We start from the raw sequence: 15,848 nt of genomic DNA, 5'->3' as shown, positions 1-15,848 counted from the left end.
CAACCTCCTGGGGTAAATCCGCCCGTCCTCGATGAGCCCCCCCCCCCCCCCCGGGGGGCGGGACCACCCTTGTTGACCGGTGGTCCCGCCGGTCCAATGGCAGGCTCCTTCTTCGTTCCGCCAGGCACCAACGGTTGAGCGGGCTGGCACCAGGTGCCGGCGCGGTGGTGACGGAGTGCTGCGGCGAGCAGATCGGAGTCGTTCCGGGGTCAGCTGATCAGCGTGTGCAGCCCGAGCACGCTCGCCCCGGAGGCGGTCAGGCCGGCCACGGCCGCCACCGCGGCGTGGCCGCCGCTCAGGAACGTCAGTCCCCCGATGACCAGGCCGATGACGGCGGCGGCGAGTAGGACGAGGGCGGTGCGGACTGTCAGGAAGGGCGAGGGCTCGGGCGTGTTCGGCGGGGTCGGCCGGGTCATATCCTTCTCCTTCGTTCTGCCGGACTCCCGTGCTTGATGCCGGTCCGGTGCGGTGTTGGGTGTCGGGGAAGACGGTGCCGTCGGTATGGATAGTCCAAAAGCGCGAACGGGCATTGCCGCAGGTGGAGGAGCGATAAGGTCCGGACAACGGCGGGCTGTCCCGGGACGGCCTGGACGGTTTGTTCGGCCGGGGGCGGGAGTTGAGGGTGGCAGAACGGGGCCGGGGCGGCCGCAAGTGGGGGCCGATCAGAGCGGCGACGGTCGAGGCCGAAGCGCTGGCGGTGTTCCTGCGGGCGCAGGTCGACGCGAGCGGGCTGACGATGACCACCGTCGCGGAGAGGATCCACTACTCCAAGACTCAGACCGGCCTGTACTTGTCCGGTCGAGTGCCCGAGTTGAAGTTCGTGCGCGAGCTGGTGCGGGTGACGGTGGCTGATCCGCGGTTACGCGAGCGCCGGTGGAGCGAGGTCGAGCAGCTGCTGCACGCGGCCAACCACCCGGCCGCGCGGACCGAGCCCTCGCCCGTCGGTGGGGGCTCGGTCCGCGAGCTCGAACAGCGTCGGGTGCGGCAGGTCGAGACCTACGAGCGGCTGACTCGGGCCCTGGAGCAGCAGACTGCCCTGCAGGAGGCGGCGCGCAACTCCGCACAGTTGATCATGGTGTTGCTGAGCATGATCAGCACCCTGGAGGCCCGGGTGGAGAGCCTCTCCGCCGACCGCGCCGATCTCCTGGGTCACGCCGGCGATCGGCAAGCGCTCGGAGACACCCAGCGGCAGCTCTCCCGCGCGCTGGACCAGGAACGCCGGGCGAACGAGGAACTCGACCGCGCACGGGACAAGCAACGGCAGGCCGAAGACCTCGCCGCCCGAGTCCAGCAGCAGGTCCGCGACCTCACCGACGAACTCGACCGGCTCCGCGCCGATGTCCCGACCCCCGATGAACCCAGCGCGCCGGACAACGTCGGTGGCGCAGGCACGGTACCGGGCGGCACCGTCTCCTCGGACCCGGTCGGGAACGACATCGACCAGGCTCTGGCCCACGTCACCATCGTCAACGACGCCGACGACCAGACCCTGCAGCGCATCACCGACGAACTCCAGGACACCGACCCGGACCACACCCCTCATCACGGTCAGGCCAGCGCCCTAGACCGTCCCGTCGTTGTCCCGGACAACCAGGACAACCCTCCGACCGTCGAGAACAGCGGCGGAACACCACCCGGCACACCCGCCGCCCGACCCCGGTCGGTCCGGAAATGGGCCGAGGGGTCTTGGCTGCGTACCCGCCTGGCCGCGGACCGGGTGTTGAACCCCGACCACCCAGAAGCCCTGATCAGGCGCCACATGCACGCCTACCGCCTCGGGGAGTCAGGGCAGCGGGCCGAGGCGGCCCGATTGTTCGCTCTCCTGGCCGAGGACTTAACCCGGGTCCAGGGCCCCGACGAGGCCCTGGTCCGCCGCTACCACCACGCCTTCTTCCTCGGGGAGTCAGGGCAGCGGGCCGAGGCGGCCCGGCTCCTCGCCGGCGTGGTCCAGGACACCGCCCGGATCCAGGGCCCCCACAACCCCTTCCATCTCTCCGTTCGCTACCAGCACGCCTTCTGCCTTGGGGAATCAGGACAATGGGCCGAGGCGGTCCAGCTGCTGGAAACCCTGTACCGGGACAGCCAGCAGACGCTGAGCACCTACGACTCGCTGTTCCCGAAAATCTGGGAGCAGCGCAACCGCTTCGTCAAAGCACAGCAACGAGCGCTCGAGGCTTAGGGAGCGGTCGGGGTGGCCTCCGCGAACGCGCGCAGGGCGTTCTTCAGCGAGCGGGCCGTCCAGCGTGCGGAGGTGGCGTTCAGGTAGAGGCCGAGCACCTGGACGGGGCTCGACTCGTGCCTCGCCTGGCACGGTGGGAAGGGCGGCCAGGTCGATCGGCCCAGTCACGGCCGGGCACACTCTCTCCACATCGAGCAGCACAACCTAGGGGTTGAGGAACATCTCTGCGAAGACCGGCGTCAAGTCCTCCTCGCCCCGATGCCACAGATGACAGGGCCGCTTCGCGCGCTCCCTGGACGCGCCGTTCTGCGCTCGGCCCGTTGTGGCCGGGTGATGGATATGTTCGTGTTCAACCAAGTCGGCGAGAAGCGCGCCTGCCGGTCCGATGCCCTGGAGGAATCTTGAAGAAGTACCTTGTGAGCGCCTTCGGCGCTGCCCTGCTGCTGTTCTCCGCCACGGTGGTGGCGGCACCCACCGCATCGGCGGGGACTTCCTTCCGGTGCAGCTACACCAGCAGTGAGCCGGTACTGTCCCGGGGCGACACGGGGATCGCGGTCAAGCAGGTCCAGTGCGAGCTGTACTACGCGCTGTCGACCAGCAACCTCACCCGGGACGGGATCTTCGGGGCTGCCACCCAGGCCGACGTGAAGAAGTTCCAGGCGTGCGCCGGCCTCACCACGGACGGCATCGTGGGCGAGTACACCTGGTACCTGCTCAACCGCTACGCGTCCTCCAAGGCTGCCTGCTGAGCGGTGCGGCCAACCACTAGCCCCCTGGCGGGGCCCGGCCATCTCCGGGGCGATCCGGGACCAGGGGGCTGGCGACACCAGGGGGTCAGGGTGTCGGCGGTGGCGTGACCTGACAGACGACGAGCTCCAGGCGCGGGACGGGCTACCGGCGGTATGACGCCCTCAGTCATGCTCCAGCGCCCCGCGCGGAGCGCAGGAATCATGATCCGGAACTCGTAAGGCACCCCTGTGGAGGTGGGCCGTGTTCAGCACCGTTCGTACCGTGATGACCTTCGCCGACGACCCCGAGGCGTCGGCCCGGTGGTGGGGCGAACTCCTGGACGTCCCCGCGAAGATGGACGTCAGCGACACCGGGGCCGTCTACGCCTGGGTGGAGGTCGGCGGGGTCGAGCTCGGCTTCCACCCCGCCGACGACGAGCGCAACCCCCGGGGCGGCAGCCCGGTCGTGTACTGGGGCGTGGACAACGTCGACCAGGTCCGAGAGCGGCTGCTGGCGGCCGGCTGCGAGCACCACCGCGGCCCGCTGACCATTGAGCCGGGCCGCCGGATCGCCCAGCTGCGCGACCCGTTCGGCACGATGTTCGGCATCGAGGGCCCGTAGGAGACATGCGAACGCCCGGTGCCCCGCTGATCACCACGGTCGGCGGGGCACCGGGCGTTCGGCGTTCACCCGTCGAGGCCGTGCAGGCTCTCCAGGCCGGTGGCCGCCGCGTACGCCCGCAGGGCGGCCTTCAGCGAGCCAGCCGTCCAGTTCGCACCCCGGGCCGCGGTGGCGTCCAGGTACAGGCCCAGCACCCGGGCCGGGCTGAGCTCATGCCCGGCCTGCCGCAGGACGGCGGGCAGGGTGACCAGGTCGATCAGCCCGGTCACGTCCGGGCGCACGCTCTCCACGTCGAGCAGCACCACCTCGCCGCCCGGGCGGCGCCGCAGGTGCTCGGGCTTGAGGTCGAGGTGGCCCAACGGCACCAGGTCGGGGCCGTAGGCATCCAGGTGAGCGGCCAGCACCTCGCCGAACGCGGACGGGTCCGTGATCCAGGCCGGGACCGGGGCGCCGTGCAGGGCGGCGAGGGAGAAGCCGGCCAGCGCCTCGGCAGCCTCGCCGGGCAGCCGCAGCGAGGCCGTGTGGACGGCGGCGACCCGCTCGGCCAGCACGACGGGCATGGCCGCCTCGGTCCAGTCGGCGGGCTCGGGCAGGTACTCCATCAGCAGCGACAGCGACTCCTCGCCCTCCGCGTACAGCCGGGCGACCGGCGCGGTGTCGGCCAGCAGTGCGTACGCCAGCGTCTCCCGGACGTAGGCGGTCGGGTCGGCGTGGAGCTTGAGCACCAGCGAGCCCTCCGGCGGCGGCCGGTGCACGGTGAACACCGCGGCGGTGTACCGGGCGCTGACCACGCTGACCCGACCGTTCACGCCCGGGTGGTCGGCGGCGAGCACCCGGCGGGCGCGCACGAGAAGGTCGACGGGGTCGGCGGGCATCGGGGTGGCCAGCCACCCGGCGGGGCGGATGCGGGCCAGCCCGGTCAGCGCCTGGGCGGCGGTGGCCGGTGCGGTGGTCACCGGGCTCCCGCCGGCGCGGTGATGCCAGCGGCCAGGTTCACATAGGACAGGGCGGCGAGGTCGGGGCGCTGGTGCTCGCCGTAGATGCCGAAGAAGGCGTAGACGAGGCTGTCCAGGGGGCGGCCGATGTGCCAGCACTCCATCGCGCCGCCGGCCACGTCCCACACCTGGAGGCGACCGGTGAGCAGGGCGAGGTAGTCCTGGAAGAACATCTCGGCGCCGAAGGGGTAGGCGGCCATCGCCTCCTCGCGGCCGGTCGCCTCGACCTGGACGAAGTCAGCGGTGGTGACGTCCCAGGCGAACTGCCAGAGCTCGCCTCCGGGGCCGTCCTTGAGCCGCAGCACCGCGCGGTGGGGGCCGAGCGGGCCGGAGAGGTACTCATGGATGCTGCACGCCAGCATCCCGGCGCCGGTGGCCAGCAGCTCACGGCCCAGCCGCGGCAGCTCCGCCGTCACGACCGCCAGCGCCCGGTCCCGGTCGGCGGGCGGCTCGGCGAGCGGGGAGAGCTCCACGCTGCCGAGGTCGGCCAGGAACGCGGCGTGGGTGACCAGCGCCTCGTACTCGAAGTCGTCGTCGATCCGCACCCAGCCGACCTGGTCCGACGTCACCTTCTCGGCCGGCGAGGCCGGGAGGGTCAGCCGTTCGCCCGGGCGCGGGCCGTGGACGTGGAAGAGGTTCTGCAGGCCGTTGGCGGCCGCGGCCATTTTCGGGTGGTCGGAGTAGAGGAACGGCCCGTGCGGCGAGGCCGGAGGCAGGAAGCCGTTGCCGCACAGCGCCACGTCCTTGATGCCGTCGAGCGGGGCGAGGGCGTCGAGCAGCAGCTGGTTGAGGACGCTCAGGCCGGTCTTGTGGCGGGTGCCGTCCATGCCGGGCAGCAGGTTGACCGAGGAGGCAGGCATGCCGGGCGGCACGATCTGGGAGTTGTTGGAGACCACCGCCATCCGCGGCACGGGCTGGGCGCCCTCGGCGACCTGCTGCAGGTACAGGTCCGAGGGGTCGGCGTCCACGGCGATGAACACGCTCGGCCCGTCGCCGACCCGCAGGCAGGGCTGGACGACGCGGTCCTCCCAGAAGAGCGTCTGGGCGCCGGCTGGGAAGAGGGTGACACGTAGGTCGCCCAGTTCGATCGGCGTGGTGTGGTCGATCCGGCGCACGGTGAACCCGAGATTCACGATCGCCTCTTCGACGGGGGCGGGCAGCAGCGGCCCGGTGTAGACGGGCACCTGCCGGTCCAGCAGGTCCAGGGAGGGCAGGTGGAAGTGGTCGAGGTGCTCGTGGGTGAGCACGACGGCGTCCGGGCGGGGCATCAGGCCGGCGTCGATGTCACGCGGCGGCCAGACCCGGCACTCGGCTCGTCCGGGCAGGCCGAACGTCGGCTTGAGGACGGGGTCGATCAGGACGCGGTGGCCGCCGCCCTGGACCAGCCAGGTCTGGTGGCCCAGGAACGTCAGCTCCAGGCGGGTGTCCACGGATTGCCTCCTTGATGTGCGGGACCGGGGCTGGAGGGCCCGGGAGGGCGGGACGGCCCCAGCCGTCCCGCCCTCCCGGAGATCACTCAGTGGTGGTAGGTGTGCGGGGCGGCGGCCAGCGCGCCGGTGCCGACGAGCCGGGCGACCTTGGCCTGGAGCGCGGCGACCTTCTTCGGGTCGAGCGTGACGGCCGGGGCCTTCGCGGTGGTCTTCATGGCGTCCTCCTTGCGTAGAGGGGATGTTGGGGACTCGGCCGGGTGGGCTGGTCCGATGCTCACAGTTCACCGCCGGGCGAAGCGTGGGTCGAGGCCGGATCACCGGACGCTTCACCGGACACCGTGACGGGTAGGTACCGTCCCATCGCTCACGGTCGCCATGATGGCTACCGTGGTGGTCCTGGATTCCGGGGGTGCCCATGCCCGAACACGCCGTCGCCAACTGGCGCATCGTCGCCGCCCGCGTCGAGCGCGGCTGGCACACCCAGGAGGACTTCGCCGCCGCGTACGAGGACAAGGCCCGCGAGCTGCGCGAGCAAGCCAGGATCTCGGTACGGCAGGTGAGGCGGTGGGAGTCGGGCGAGTCGACCTGGCCCAACCGCGACGCCCGGCGCGTCCTGAAGGCGATGTTCGGCTGCCCGCTTGAGGACCTCGGCTTTCGACGGCCCGCCCGGCCCACCGGACGGCGCCCGGGCGAGAACGGACGACAGCTGGAGGAGAGCGACGTGCGCCGACGGACGTTCCTGGGCCTGGCGGGCGCCGCCCCGGTGCTCGACCTTGACGCCCTGGACCACCTCACCACCGCCGCCCACGGCGCCCGGCGTTACGGCGACCGCGAACTCCTCGGCCACCTGCTGACCGCGCTGGACGACGCCGCCCGCGCCGACGGCCTGGCCGGCCCGCACGAGGCGCTGCCCACCGTGCTGGGCATCCTCGCGGCAATCAACTCCGCCGCCCGCACTTCCGCCCCCGGACTGCGGCGCGAGCTGCTGGTCCTCGGCGCCCGGGGTGCCGAGCTGGCCGCCTGGCTGCACCGCGACGCCGGCGCCCCCGCCCCGGCCGTCGCGTACTGGCACCACCAGGCCAAGGAGTGGGCGACGCTGACCGGCGACGGCGCCATGCACGCCTACGTCCTGCTCCGTCAGGCCCAGGCCACCGACCGCACCGACGCGGCCCGGATGCTCGACCTCGCCCGCGCCGCCACCACCGGCCCCTGGACCCTGCCGCCGAGGCCGCGCGCGGAAGCGTTCCAGCAGCAGGCCCGGGCGCTCGCCCTCACCGGCGCCAGCGCCGACCAGGTGACCCGCGTCCTCGACAGCGCGCACGCCGCCCTCGACCAGGCAGCCCCGGCGAGCGGGCCCGCCACCTGCACCGGCCCGCTCGGCGACGGCTACACCAACGAGCGCCTCATGGTGCAGAGCGCGATCTGCTACCGAGAAGCCGGCCGGAGCGGACGGGCCGTCGGCCTCTTCGGCGAACACCTCGCCACGGCTGCGTTCGCGCCCCGCGACCGGGCGTTCTTCACCGCCCAGTACTCCGGCGCCCTGGTCGCGGCCGGCGAACCGGACGAGGCCGCCTCGGCCGCGATGCAGGCCCTGGCGCTCGCCGCCGGCGCCCGCTTCGGGCAGGTGCTCGCCGAGCTCCACCGCACCGCTGACGACCTCGCGCCGTACGCGCAGCGTCCGGCCGTACGCGAGTTCCGACAGCGACTGGGCGAGCTGGCAGTGGCCTAACCGACCAGGAAGGCGCTGACCTTCCCGATCACCTCACGCTGCCACACCTGCGACTGCGGGTGAAGGTACTGCGGGTCGTCGTGGACGGCGAAACCGTGCTGGGCGCCGTCCAGCTCCACCAGCTCCACCGGCCCGCCGAACATCGCCCGGTGACGGCGGGAGGACTCGACGGGCACGAAGGTGTCCGCAGTGCCGTGCACCATCAGCACCGGCGCCCGCACCCCGGCCAAAATGCTCGGGGTGTCCAGGTAGAAGACCTCGTTCAGCAGGGCCCGGTTCAGCTCGAACGGCGACTTCTCGGTGAAGCCCTGCTCCTCCAACCGCACCGCCATCTCCCCGGACAGGTAGTCGTCCGACCAGCCCGGCCGGGAGGTGACGTACCGCGCCTTGTAGTCCAGCCGCGGGTTCAGCAGCACCAGCTTGTCGACGTCGCCCGGCCGGTGGGCGGCGTGCAGCGCGGCGGCGCCGCCGGAGAACGAGGCGGCGATCACGTGCACCGGGCCCGGCCGGCCGGTGTGCGCACGCAGGTGGTCACCGGCCGCGCGGATGTCGTTGGTCACCGAAGCGATCGTCAGCTCCGACTCGCGCCCGCCGCTGGCCCCGTGCGCCCGCAGGTCGAACCGCAGACTGGTCACCCCGGAGGCGACGAGGCCGGCGGCCAGGCGTGTGAAGAAGCCGCCCTCCTCCCGGGTCACCCCTGACCCGTGGACCAGGACTGCCATCCCGCCCGGCGTCTCCGCCGAGCAGACCGTGCCGAACAACGCTGTACCGTCCAGGGACTGAAACGCCGTCTCGTGATCGACCATAAGCAGATCGTAGCCACTCGGCTGGGCTCCCGGACCCGCTCGCCCGATTCCCGGAGCTGGCCAGCCAGCTCCTCAGGCCCCCATGATCATCTCAATGTGGGTTTCGCAGGCATCTTGACTGAACCCCATAGTCGATGGTCGGGCTCTCGTATGGAGATGGGGCCATTGACAGGGACCGGCGCTACGGGCGCAGCGCTGCGGGGTCGGAGCCAAGAGGGGATGGCTCCTCGCGGGGCCGATGTGCGGGGTGGCGCGGTGGGCGGTGGCGGTCCAGCCGGAGCGCTGTCGACGATCGCCGTCGTCCTTGTAGCGGCTGTTCTGGGTGACGTGGCTGGACTGGGTGGTCCGAGCCGGCACATAGTCAGGACATAGCGTGACCTGTTGATTTCAGACAGTGATGATCCGATTTCCGGTCACACCTTGGACTTCCGCCACCGGCTCCGGTCTGCTCACTCCACGCTGGTGCAGCCGCGGCCACCGAACCGGCCCGCGTACCCAGGGGGGACCGTGACCCAGACCGGCCGCAACGTCGAGAGGATCCTCGACCAGGCCACCCGGCTGCTCGACGACACCACAGCCATCAAGGGCCTGGTGGAAACGCTGCCCGACCACGTCGAACAGCAAGCCCAGGCCGTGCTGGCGGAGCTGCGGGCGCACCGGGACCAGCTGATCAGCGTGATCAGCAAGGAGCAGAACGAATCCGCTCGCTACCACCGGGAGTCCGGTGTCCAGCAGAAGCGGATCGAGGAACTACTGGAGCAGCTCGGTGAGCTGCGGCTGCAGGTAGCAGCCGGCTCGCTCGTGCCGACCGGCGCAGAACGGCCCATCGGACAGGAGCCAGTCGATCCGGCCTGGGCCGAGACCGTTGTCGGCGCACCCGAGGACCAGCCCGCCGGAGACCGCCCGGAGAGCATCGACGATTTCGCCGGCCCGGACACCGCCGTGCCGTCCGCCCTCAGCACCGAGGAGAACCAGAACGTGGCCGAGCCCACCGTCCCGAACCCCGCCGCCACGCGTCCCGATGCGGACCGGCTGCTCGGCGGCACGACCGACCTGATCCCGGCCGTCTTCGCCTGGTCCGCGCACGTCACCACCCTGCGCAAGGCCGGGGCGATCCACACCCTGGTCATCGAGTGCCACCCGCACACCTGGGACTTCCTCAACGAGCAGGTGCGCAGCGTCGCCGCGGGCAGCACCTCGCACTTCAACACCCCGGAGGAGCGGTCCCGGGAGTGGGACCGCCCGAACCCGGAGAAGCCGTTCACCACGGACCTGTCGGGGCGCTCGACCGTCGCACTGTTGAATGCCCTCCACGCGGCCGTGCACCGCGGCGTCGAGCAGCCCCGGGACATCGAGACCTGGTCCCTGGCCGTCACCGCCTACGAGCGCATCGCGGAAGTGGTGGCTACCACCCGTCCACGCGGCGAGCAGGACGACGCGGAGCTCGGCAGTGGTCCACGAGTCGTCCTCGACGACCGCACCACCAACTGACCTGGGTACGCGAACACCGCCAGTACGCTGATGGCCGGGCCCCCGCTTCGACGAGAGCGGGGGCCCGGCCATTTCGTCGTCAATCGTCGTCGTTGCTGTCCTGCCCACGTAGCGGGGCGAGCAGTGACGTGGCGGCGCCGGCGAGGAGGAGCAGCAGGGCCTGGGCGGCTGCGGTGGCTGAGGTGGCGTCGTGCAGGGGCCAGGCCCAGATGCTGGGCCGGTTGTGCGCCAGGCCGAAGGAGACGCACGCGAAGGGGAACACCGCGGTGGCCACGGAGGCCAGGCGTGCTCCGCCGAGCCATCGGAGGATGAGTGCCAGGCCGAGGTAGCCGGCGAAATCGCGGGCCATGGCGGTTGCCGCTGTGCCCGCGTCCGCGATGGCTGCGCCAGCGGCGGCCAGAGCGCCGACCAGGACGCACAGGGCCATGAAGCCCGCGTCCCATCGTCCGACGGCGCGGACCGCAACGCGTTCGGCGAGGCGGTCGGCGCGGGCCTGCCCCTCCAGGATCAGACAGACGGGGATGAGCGGGAGGAGCGAGGACATCGGCAGGTCGAACGTCAGTCCGCCGATCACGACGGGGATGGGAACGGTCACCGAGTTCGCGGCGCTGCCCAGCAGGATGCAGGCGAGCAGGCCGGCGGCGACGGCGGGAACGTACCGGATCCTGAGCCACCAGATCATCGGGACGCCTCGAACGAGGGCACACCGGGGTGGTGGTACTGGGCGGGGTCCAGGACCGGTTTGGTGTCGCACCGGTTCAGCGCGTCGGCGTTGGCCCGGAACCAGGCGAGCTGTTCGTCGTGCGGGAGGGTCATGACCTGGCCGGCGATCCGTACCTCCTGCTCGCGGTAGCGGCCCTCCACCGTACGAGGGGTGACTCCGGCGGTCAGCTTCAGCCAGGACGACAGCGGGGCGACGGCCTCGACACCGGGCCAACGGCCGTTTCGTTCCATCGCGCACTGCGGGGCCCGGTTGGGGATGTGGCCGAGGGCGACGAGCGACTGAACCTCGTCCCGACTGGGACGGGTGGAGAGCGGGGACACCGTGGTGGCCTCCGTGAGGCCGGCGGCATGGAGGCGTTGCTGCGCCTGGGTCGCCCATTCGGTGATGTTCGCGGCCTCGGCCTTCTGCTCTGGCCACAGGCACACCCGCGGTGTGGCCGTGGTGCAGGTCTGTTCGCTCGCCGGACGGGCCGTGGCCGCGCGGTAGCCGAGTGGTGCGGCGATCCACGCCCCCGCGGCGGTGGTCGCCGCCAGCGCGACGACGGCGATCAGCCGGCGCCCGTCGCGCACCGCCGTCCAGATCCAGGCGGCCGCGAGCAACCCGAGAACGGCCACGGCCGGCGCGCCCACGGCCCGGAGGGCCGGAACCTCGTCCAGGGCGCAGCACTCGGTGAGGTTGCGACCGTTGAGCTGGCGGACCCAGAAGGCGTCGAGGGTGGAGGGGTAGGCCATCCACAGGAAGCTGGCGACGAGGGCGAAGGGCACGGCGAGCAGGCGGGGCAGGGTGAGGCCGAGGGCGTAGCCCACTGCGGTGTGGGCGAGGACGACCAGCAGTTCGACGGTGATGATGACGGGGGTGGGCCAACCCGGGACACCGCTCGTCTGCGGGAGGAAGACGGCGAGGGCGGCGAGGACCGACAGGGTGCCGAGTACGAGGACCGGGGCGAGTGCGGACAGGGCGATGGCGGTGGCGGAGCGTGCGGGTGCGGTGTCGAGGATGGCGGAGCGGCGGACCTTGAGGCCTTCCCAGGCGCCGCAGGCTGCGACGGCGGGTGCGGTGAAGTTCAGCAGGAAGGTGCTCTGGGCGGTGAGGGAGGGCCAGTATCCGTCGGTGATCCAGCCGGTCATCTTGCCGCTGTACATCAGGATCCACACCAGGGCGACGGGTGCGGCGCGCAGGGCCGCGGAGGTTCGGATGACGGTGCGCCAGGGCATGGTCAGACCTCCCCGGTGACGATGCCGGCGTAGGCGGCCTCGGCACGTCGTTCCGCCGGGACGTCGTGGGGCGCGAGTGCGAGGAAGGAGTCGATCGGGCCCTGGTGGCGGACCTGGCCCCGGTCGAGCAGGACGACGACCGAGTCGTAGATCTCGGCCAGGTCCTCGGTCTGGTGGGTGGAGACGACGAAGCTGGTGAGGTGGCGCAGTTCGGCGATCAGCTCGCGGAAGACGCCGCGCTGCACCGGGTCCAGCCCTGCGGTGGGCTCGTCCAGAAGCACCAGTTCCGCGTCGTGGACGAGCGTCTGCGCGATGCCCAGGCGGCGCAGTTGTCCTCCGGAGAGTTCGGCGCTGCGACGGTCCGCGAGTGTGGAGAGCCCCACCCTGTCGATGGCCCGCTGCGACCGCTGCCAGGCCTCGGCGCGGGACATGCCCTTCAGCCAGCCCGCGTAGGCCGCCTGCTCCCTGACCCGTAGGCCCGGGACGGGGCGTACCTGCTGGGGCAGCCAGCCGACCTTGCGCCGGTACGCCTTGAGGTCCTTGCTCGTACGGGTGTCGAGCCCGTCGAGGGTGATGCGGCCCGTCTCGGGCCGGAGTGCGGAGGCGATCAGTCCTAACAGGGTCGACTTGCCGGCGCCGTTGGGGCCGAGGAGCACGCTGCAACCCTTGTCGAGGCGAAGGCTGAAGTCCTTCAGGACGTGGGAGTCCCGACGGTAGCTGAAGGAGCATTCGGTTACTTGAACAGGCATGATTATTGATCCACTTCGCAAGGCGGCTGGTCAGAGGGGCGCTGCGCATCAATTCGGCCGAGTGGCGGGGTTAGTAGAGGTCTGTGTACCTGTGGGATGGCTCCGGTGATCCACGAATGCCAACGAACTTTCTTGTGGCTTTGCTATGTCCGAGCCGGGGTGGTGTCAGGTCAGGGCGTGCGGCGAAGATCCATGGAATGAACCTGGCGGACGTCATGGGGCGCAGCTCAGGACTTTGCGGCGAGTGCCGTCCGGGGCCGGCCGGCAGGGCTGGCCGGCGAGCGAGGCCGTGGCCGTCCAGGCAGGTGCTCGAGCGGATCGGGTGGGCGGCGGTCGCACTACCGTTGATCTGCACAGATGTCCTTCTTGAGTGCGGCGCCGCCGGGGTTCGTCGCGAGAGTTCGGGTCCGAGTCGCTGGCGTCATCGTCCTCCTCTATGCGCAACCCTGACCCGGATCGTCCAGCTGACGGTCGACGACGGGCTCCACGACGGGAAGACCACGCTTCTGCGGCTCGGGGAGCCCGCCTCCCCTGTCCCTGCGCCAGTGGCAACCTTGTTGCTGGCCTACATCGCGGACCGCGACAACATGAACACCGCCACCAACCAGGCATCGCGCCGGCTCTTCCCCGGCCGCCGGGCCGGCCGACCGGCCCGCCCCGATCACCAGTCCGCACGCCTGGGCGAGATCGGTGTCCCGGTCGCCGCCGCCCGCGGCGCCGCCATCCGACAACAACTCCTCGAACTGCCCGCCCCCGTCATCGCGGACGCCCTTGGCTACCACGACAAGACCACCAGCCGTCTCCTCAGAGAGAGCGGCGGGACCTGGAGCCGATACGCCGCAGGCGACCACCTACGATCACCATCCGGCTGGACTCCTCATCGACTCACCGACGGTTGAAGCTCAGATCACGTCCCGGGCCGACTGCGGGTAGCCGATCTCGGCGATGTCCTCGACCAGGTCTGCGAGGGTGACCTCCGCGTTCAGCGATGACACGAGCTTCTGGCTCAGCGGTCGCAAGGTATACACGTCGCGCACCGCTTCCGGGTCCACGGGAACCTCGTAGTAGTCCTCGGCGAAGCGCTGGAACGCCTCCGGCGAGCGGTTGACCAGGAGCTCGAACAGGCCCGTCGCCCCGTCGGGGTCGGAACACTCGGCGGGGAAGTCGATCACGCCGTGCCGCCACCGATCATCCGTTGCCTCCCGCCACAGGCAGGCCGTCACAACGGGGACGTCGTCCTCGTCGGTGAACGCCGGCTCCTCGACGAAGGGCTTGAAGACCTCCGGAACCTCGTCCATCACTCCCGGCCAGGGCTCGCCGTCGTTGCCGTACGGGCTCATCGGTGCTTCGTGGTCGAAGCCACGGATGTAGGCCCCGGCCGCCGAGAACACGATGGAGTACTCGTCCCCCGACCCGTTGCGCATCGAGGCCATCTCCTCGCCGTCGGCCCAGCCGGCGTTGAAGGAGTAGTACCGGCCTTCCCAGTCCGGGCTCAAGATCGAATCGAGCATCGCCAGTGAGCGGCAAAGGTTCCGCAGGTCAGCGATGGAAGGGAGCCGGCGAGCTACGTCATAGACAGTCACGTGCTCATCCAACCGGATACCCCTGACACCCAGAATCTCCCCCAACGGCTGTCACGCTCGGTAGCAGTGCCAGAGTCCGGTGGGTCAACTCACGACGGTTGAATACGCGAGCCCGCCAGTAGACCGCCGGTTCAGCCGACCTCGGCGAGCACGTGGCCCGGCGCCTCGGTGCCCGCGTCGGCGGTCCGTTCGCCGTCCGGGCCCCAGGCACCGGCGGCACCGCAGCCCACGCCGTCCTCGTTGTCGCCGAGGACGTTGCCGAGCACCACGTGGAGACCGAACTCCCGGGCCCGCACCGGATAGACCTTCTCGAACGAGTCGTTGTCGGCGGAGAGCACCGAGCTCGCGAGATAGACCGTGCAGCCGTCGGCGGCGGCCCGCTCGGCGAGCTCCGGGAAGCGGTTGTCGTAGCACGTGGCCAGCGCGAACCGGGTGCCCTCCAGCTCGAAGCGGCCGTCCCGGCCGCCCGCTGCGAAGACCTCCTGCTCAATGCCGTACAGGTGCTGCTTGTCGTACCGGGCGAGGAGTCCGCCATCCGGACCGATGACGAGCGAGGTGACCGTGGGCCGGCCCTCCGCCGTGTGCACAGGACCGTTGACGACCGCCGCCGCCGAGACGGCGCGGCACGCCTCCCGCACGGGTTCGAGGCGGGCGTCGTCCTCGGTGAGGACGAGGCCGGGAATGTCCCGGATCAGCGTCGGCTCGTAGCCGGTCACGGCGAGCTCGGCGAAGACGACCAGGCGGGCGCCGTCGGCCCCGGCGGCCCGGATCAGCCCGGCGATGGTACGGACGTTGGCGTCGATGTCCCCGGCGACCGGGGCGAACTGGGTGGCTGCGACGATCATGGCCTACATCATCGCCGCCGACCGGGCTGCGGGGAACCCCAGGGCCTTCCGGACCTGTCACCGAGGGCTCAGTTCCATCCAGGGTTTGTGGCCTGCCAGCTGTCGGGCATGGCACGATGCCCAGAGCCCTTTGAGAGGGTGTTCTGCGAGCGTCGGTGGGTCTAGTCGTACTTGAAGGCAGGTTGTCCGGTTTTGGGACTTCACGATCGGCCGGAAATGCGGTGCGCTGGTGGGCGTGGGTGGACGCGCTCCGTACCCGAGTGACCTGTCGGATGAGGCCTGGGAGCTGATCCGGCCGGTCATCGTCGCCTGGAAGGGCCGGCACACCTCGGTCAGCGGCCACCAGGGCGGCTACGACATGCGGGAGATCGTGAACGCGATCCTCTACCAGGCCCGCACCGGCTGCCAGTGGCGCTACCTGCCGCATGACCTGCCGCCGAAGAGCGCGGTGTACTACTACTTCGCCCTGTGGCGAGACGATGGCACCGCCGAGACCGTCCACGACCTGATGCGCTGGCAGGTCCGCGAGATGCGCAGACGTCACGAGGACCCCACCGCTGTCGTCCTGGACTCGCAGACCGTGCGGGCCTCGACGAACGCGACCAAGGACACCACCGGACTGGATGCGGGCAAGAAGAGCCCGGGTCGCAAACGGGGTATCGCCACCGACGTCCTGGGCCTGATCATCGCCGTCGTGGTGGTCGCCGCCAGCGTGCACGACAACGCCATCGGAACCACGCTGCTGGACAAGGT

General features: G+C 71.0%; 17 protein-coding genes. 7 read left to right on the top strand and 10 right to left on the bottom strand.

Annotated features, from left to right (window positions below):
- Positions 1 to 209: 209 nt before the first annotated feature.
- On the bottom strand, positions 210 to 416 hold the full coding sequence (locus tag ACFVYI_RS37645) for a hypothetical protein (protein ID WP_387893997.1): 207 nt from the start codon (positions 414 to 416) through the stop codon (positions 210 to 212).
- Positions 417 to 622: 206 nt separating this feature from the next.
- Between ACFVYI_RS37645 and ACFVYI_RS37640 the strand changes: the two genes are divergently transcribed.
- The 3 genes from ACFVYI_RS37640 to ACFVYI_RS37630 all read left to right on the top strand — a co-directional run bounded on the left by ACFVYI_RS37640 (position 623) and on the right by ACFVYI_RS37630 (position 3,529).
- Entirely contained in the window at positions 623 to 2,179 is a 1,557-nt protein-coding gene (locus tag ACFVYI_RS37640) for a helix-turn-helix domain-containing protein (RefSeq protein WP_387893995.1), read from the top strand.
- Positions 2,180 to 2,580: 401 nt separating this feature from the next.
- On the top strand, positions 2,581 to 2,928 hold the full coding sequence (locus tag ACFVYI_RS37635) for a peptidoglycan-binding protein (protein WP_387893993.1): 348 nt from the start codon (positions 2,581 to 2,583) through the stop codon (positions 2,926 to 2,928).
- Between the two features lie 241 nt (positions 2,929 to 3,169).
- The gene (locus tag ACFVYI_RS37630) at positions 3,170 to 3,529 is read left to right on the top strand and encodes a VOC family protein (protein ID WP_387893991.1); all 360 of its coding nucleotides are present in this window, start codon (positions 3,170 to 3,172) and stop codon (positions 3,527 to 3,529) included.
- Positions 3,530 to 3,594: 65 nt separating this feature from the next.
- On the opposite strand, the gene ACFVYI_RS37625 is transcribed toward ACFVYI_RS37630, so the two are convergent.
- The 3 genes from ACFVYI_RS37625 to ACFVYI_RS37615 all read right to left on the bottom strand — a co-directional run bounded on the left by ACFVYI_RS37625 (position 3,595) and on the right by ACFVYI_RS37615 (position 6,169).
- A complete protein-coding gene (locus ACFVYI_RS37625; protein ID WP_387893990.1) occupies positions 3,595 to 4,485 on the bottom strand; it encodes a hypothetical protein in 891 nt (296 codons plus the stop codon).
- Positions 4,482 to 5,954, bottom strand: a complete 1,473-nt coding sequence (locus ACFVYI_RS37620; RefSeq protein ID WP_387893988.1) for an MBL fold metallo-hydrolase — start codon at positions 5,952 to 5,954, stop codon at positions 4,482 to 4,484. Before ACFVYI_RS37620 ends, ACFVYI_RS37625 begins: the two co-directional genes overlap by 4 nt.
- Before the next feature lie 86 nt (positions 5,955 to 6,040).
- Entirely contained in the window at positions 6,041 to 6,169 is a 129-nt protein-coding gene (locus ACFVYI_RS37615; RefSeq protein WP_387893986.1) for a hypothetical protein, read from the bottom strand.
- A 200-nt stretch (positions 6,170 to 6,369) separates the two neighbouring features.
- On the opposite strand from ACFVYI_RS37615, the gene ACFVYI_RS37610 reads away from it, so the two are divergent.
- Positions 6,370 to 7,683, top strand: a complete 1,314-nt coding sequence (locus tag ACFVYI_RS37610) for a multiprotein-bridging factor 1 family protein (protein ID WP_387893985.1) — start codon at positions 6,370 to 6,372, stop codon at positions 7,681 to 7,683.
- Here the strand turns inward: ACFVYI_RS37610 and ACFVYI_RS37605 are convergent.
- Positions 7,680 to 8,489: an alpha/beta hydrolase gene (locus tag ACFVYI_RS37605; RefSeq protein WP_387893984.1), complete on the bottom strand. Its 810-nt coding sequence runs from the start codon at positions 8,487 to 8,489 to the stop codon at positions 7,680 to 7,682. The two genes, ACFVYI_RS37610 and ACFVYI_RS37605, sit on opposite strands and share 4 nt — an antisense overlap.
- A gap of 507 nt (positions 8,490 to 8,996) precedes the next feature.
- Between ACFVYI_RS37605 and ACFVYI_RS37600 the strand changes: the two genes are divergently transcribed.
- The gene (locus ACFVYI_RS37600; protein WP_387893983.1) at positions 8,997 to 9,980 is read left to right on the top strand and encodes a hypothetical protein; all 984 of its coding nucleotides are present in this window, start codon (positions 8,997 to 8,999) and stop codon (positions 9,978 to 9,980) included.
- 79 nt (positions 9,981 to 10,059) lie between these two features.
- On the opposite strand, the gene ACFVYI_RS37595 is transcribed toward ACFVYI_RS37600, so the two are convergent.
- Genes ACFVYI_RS37595 through ACFVYI_RS37585 form a run of 3 tightly spaced genes read right to left on the bottom strand, consistent with a single transcriptional unit; the run spans position 10,060 to position 12,667 of the window.
- On the bottom strand, positions 10,060 to 10,662 hold the full coding sequence (locus ACFVYI_RS37595) for a hypothetical protein (RefSeq protein ID WP_387893981.1): 603 nt from the start codon (positions 10,660 to 10,662) through the stop codon (positions 10,060 to 10,062).
- Positions 10,659 to 11,918: a hypothetical protein gene (locus tag ACFVYI_RS37590; RefSeq protein WP_387893980.1), complete on the bottom strand. Its 1,260-nt coding sequence runs from the start codon at positions 11,916 to 11,918 to the stop codon at positions 10,659 to 10,661. Before ACFVYI_RS37590 ends, ACFVYI_RS37595 begins: the two co-directional genes overlap by 4 nt.
- Positions 11,919 to 11,920: 2 nt before the next feature.
- Positions 11,921 to 12,667, bottom strand: coding sequence for an ATP-binding cassette domain-containing protein (locus tag ACFVYI_RS37585; RefSeq protein WP_387893978.1), 747 nt, complete (start codon positions 12,665 to 12,667; stop codon positions 11,921 to 11,923).
- A gap of 545 nt (positions 12,668 to 13,212) precedes the next feature.
- On the opposite strand from ACFVYI_RS37585, the gene ACFVYI_RS37580 reads away from it, so the two are divergent.
- Complete coding sequence (locus ACFVYI_RS37580; protein WP_387893976.1) at positions 13,213 to 13,566, top strand: hypothetical protein; 354 nt, start codon at positions 13,213 to 13,215, stop codon at positions 13,564 to 13,566.
- A 3-nt stretch (positions 13,567 to 13,569) separates the two neighbouring features.
- Here ACFVYI_RS37580 and ACFVYI_RS37575 read toward each other — a convergent pair whose 3' ends face one another.
- Together ACFVYI_RS37575 and ACFVYI_RS37570 are read right to left on the bottom strand one after the other, a co-directional pair.
- Entirely contained in the window at positions 13,570 to 14,250 is a 681-nt protein-coding gene (locus tag ACFVYI_RS37575) for a hypothetical protein (protein ID WP_387894032.1), read from the bottom strand.
- Positions 14,251 to 14,381: 131 nt separating this feature from the next.
- Complete coding sequence (locus ACFVYI_RS37570; RefSeq protein ID WP_387893974.1) at positions 14,382 to 15,095, bottom strand: carbon-nitrogen hydrolase family protein; 714 nt, start codon at positions 15,093 to 15,095, stop codon at positions 14,382 to 14,384.
- A 235-nt stretch (positions 15,096 to 15,330) separates the two neighbouring features.
- Here ACFVYI_RS37570 and ACFVYI_RS37565 point away from each other — a divergent pair.
- Positions 15,331 to 15,848, top strand: a 518-nt coding sequence (locus tag ACFVYI_RS37565; protein WP_387893973.1) for an IS5 family transposase, incomplete at its 3' end; no start/stop codon positions are given.

Origin of the sequence: Kitasatospora sp. NPDC058218 (assembly GCF_042882445.1) — a bacterium.
Lineage (GTDB): Bacteria > Actinomycetota > Actinomycetes > Streptomycetales > Streptomycetaceae > Kitasatospora.
This window is presented reverse-complemented; position numbering and strand designations above follow the sequence as displayed.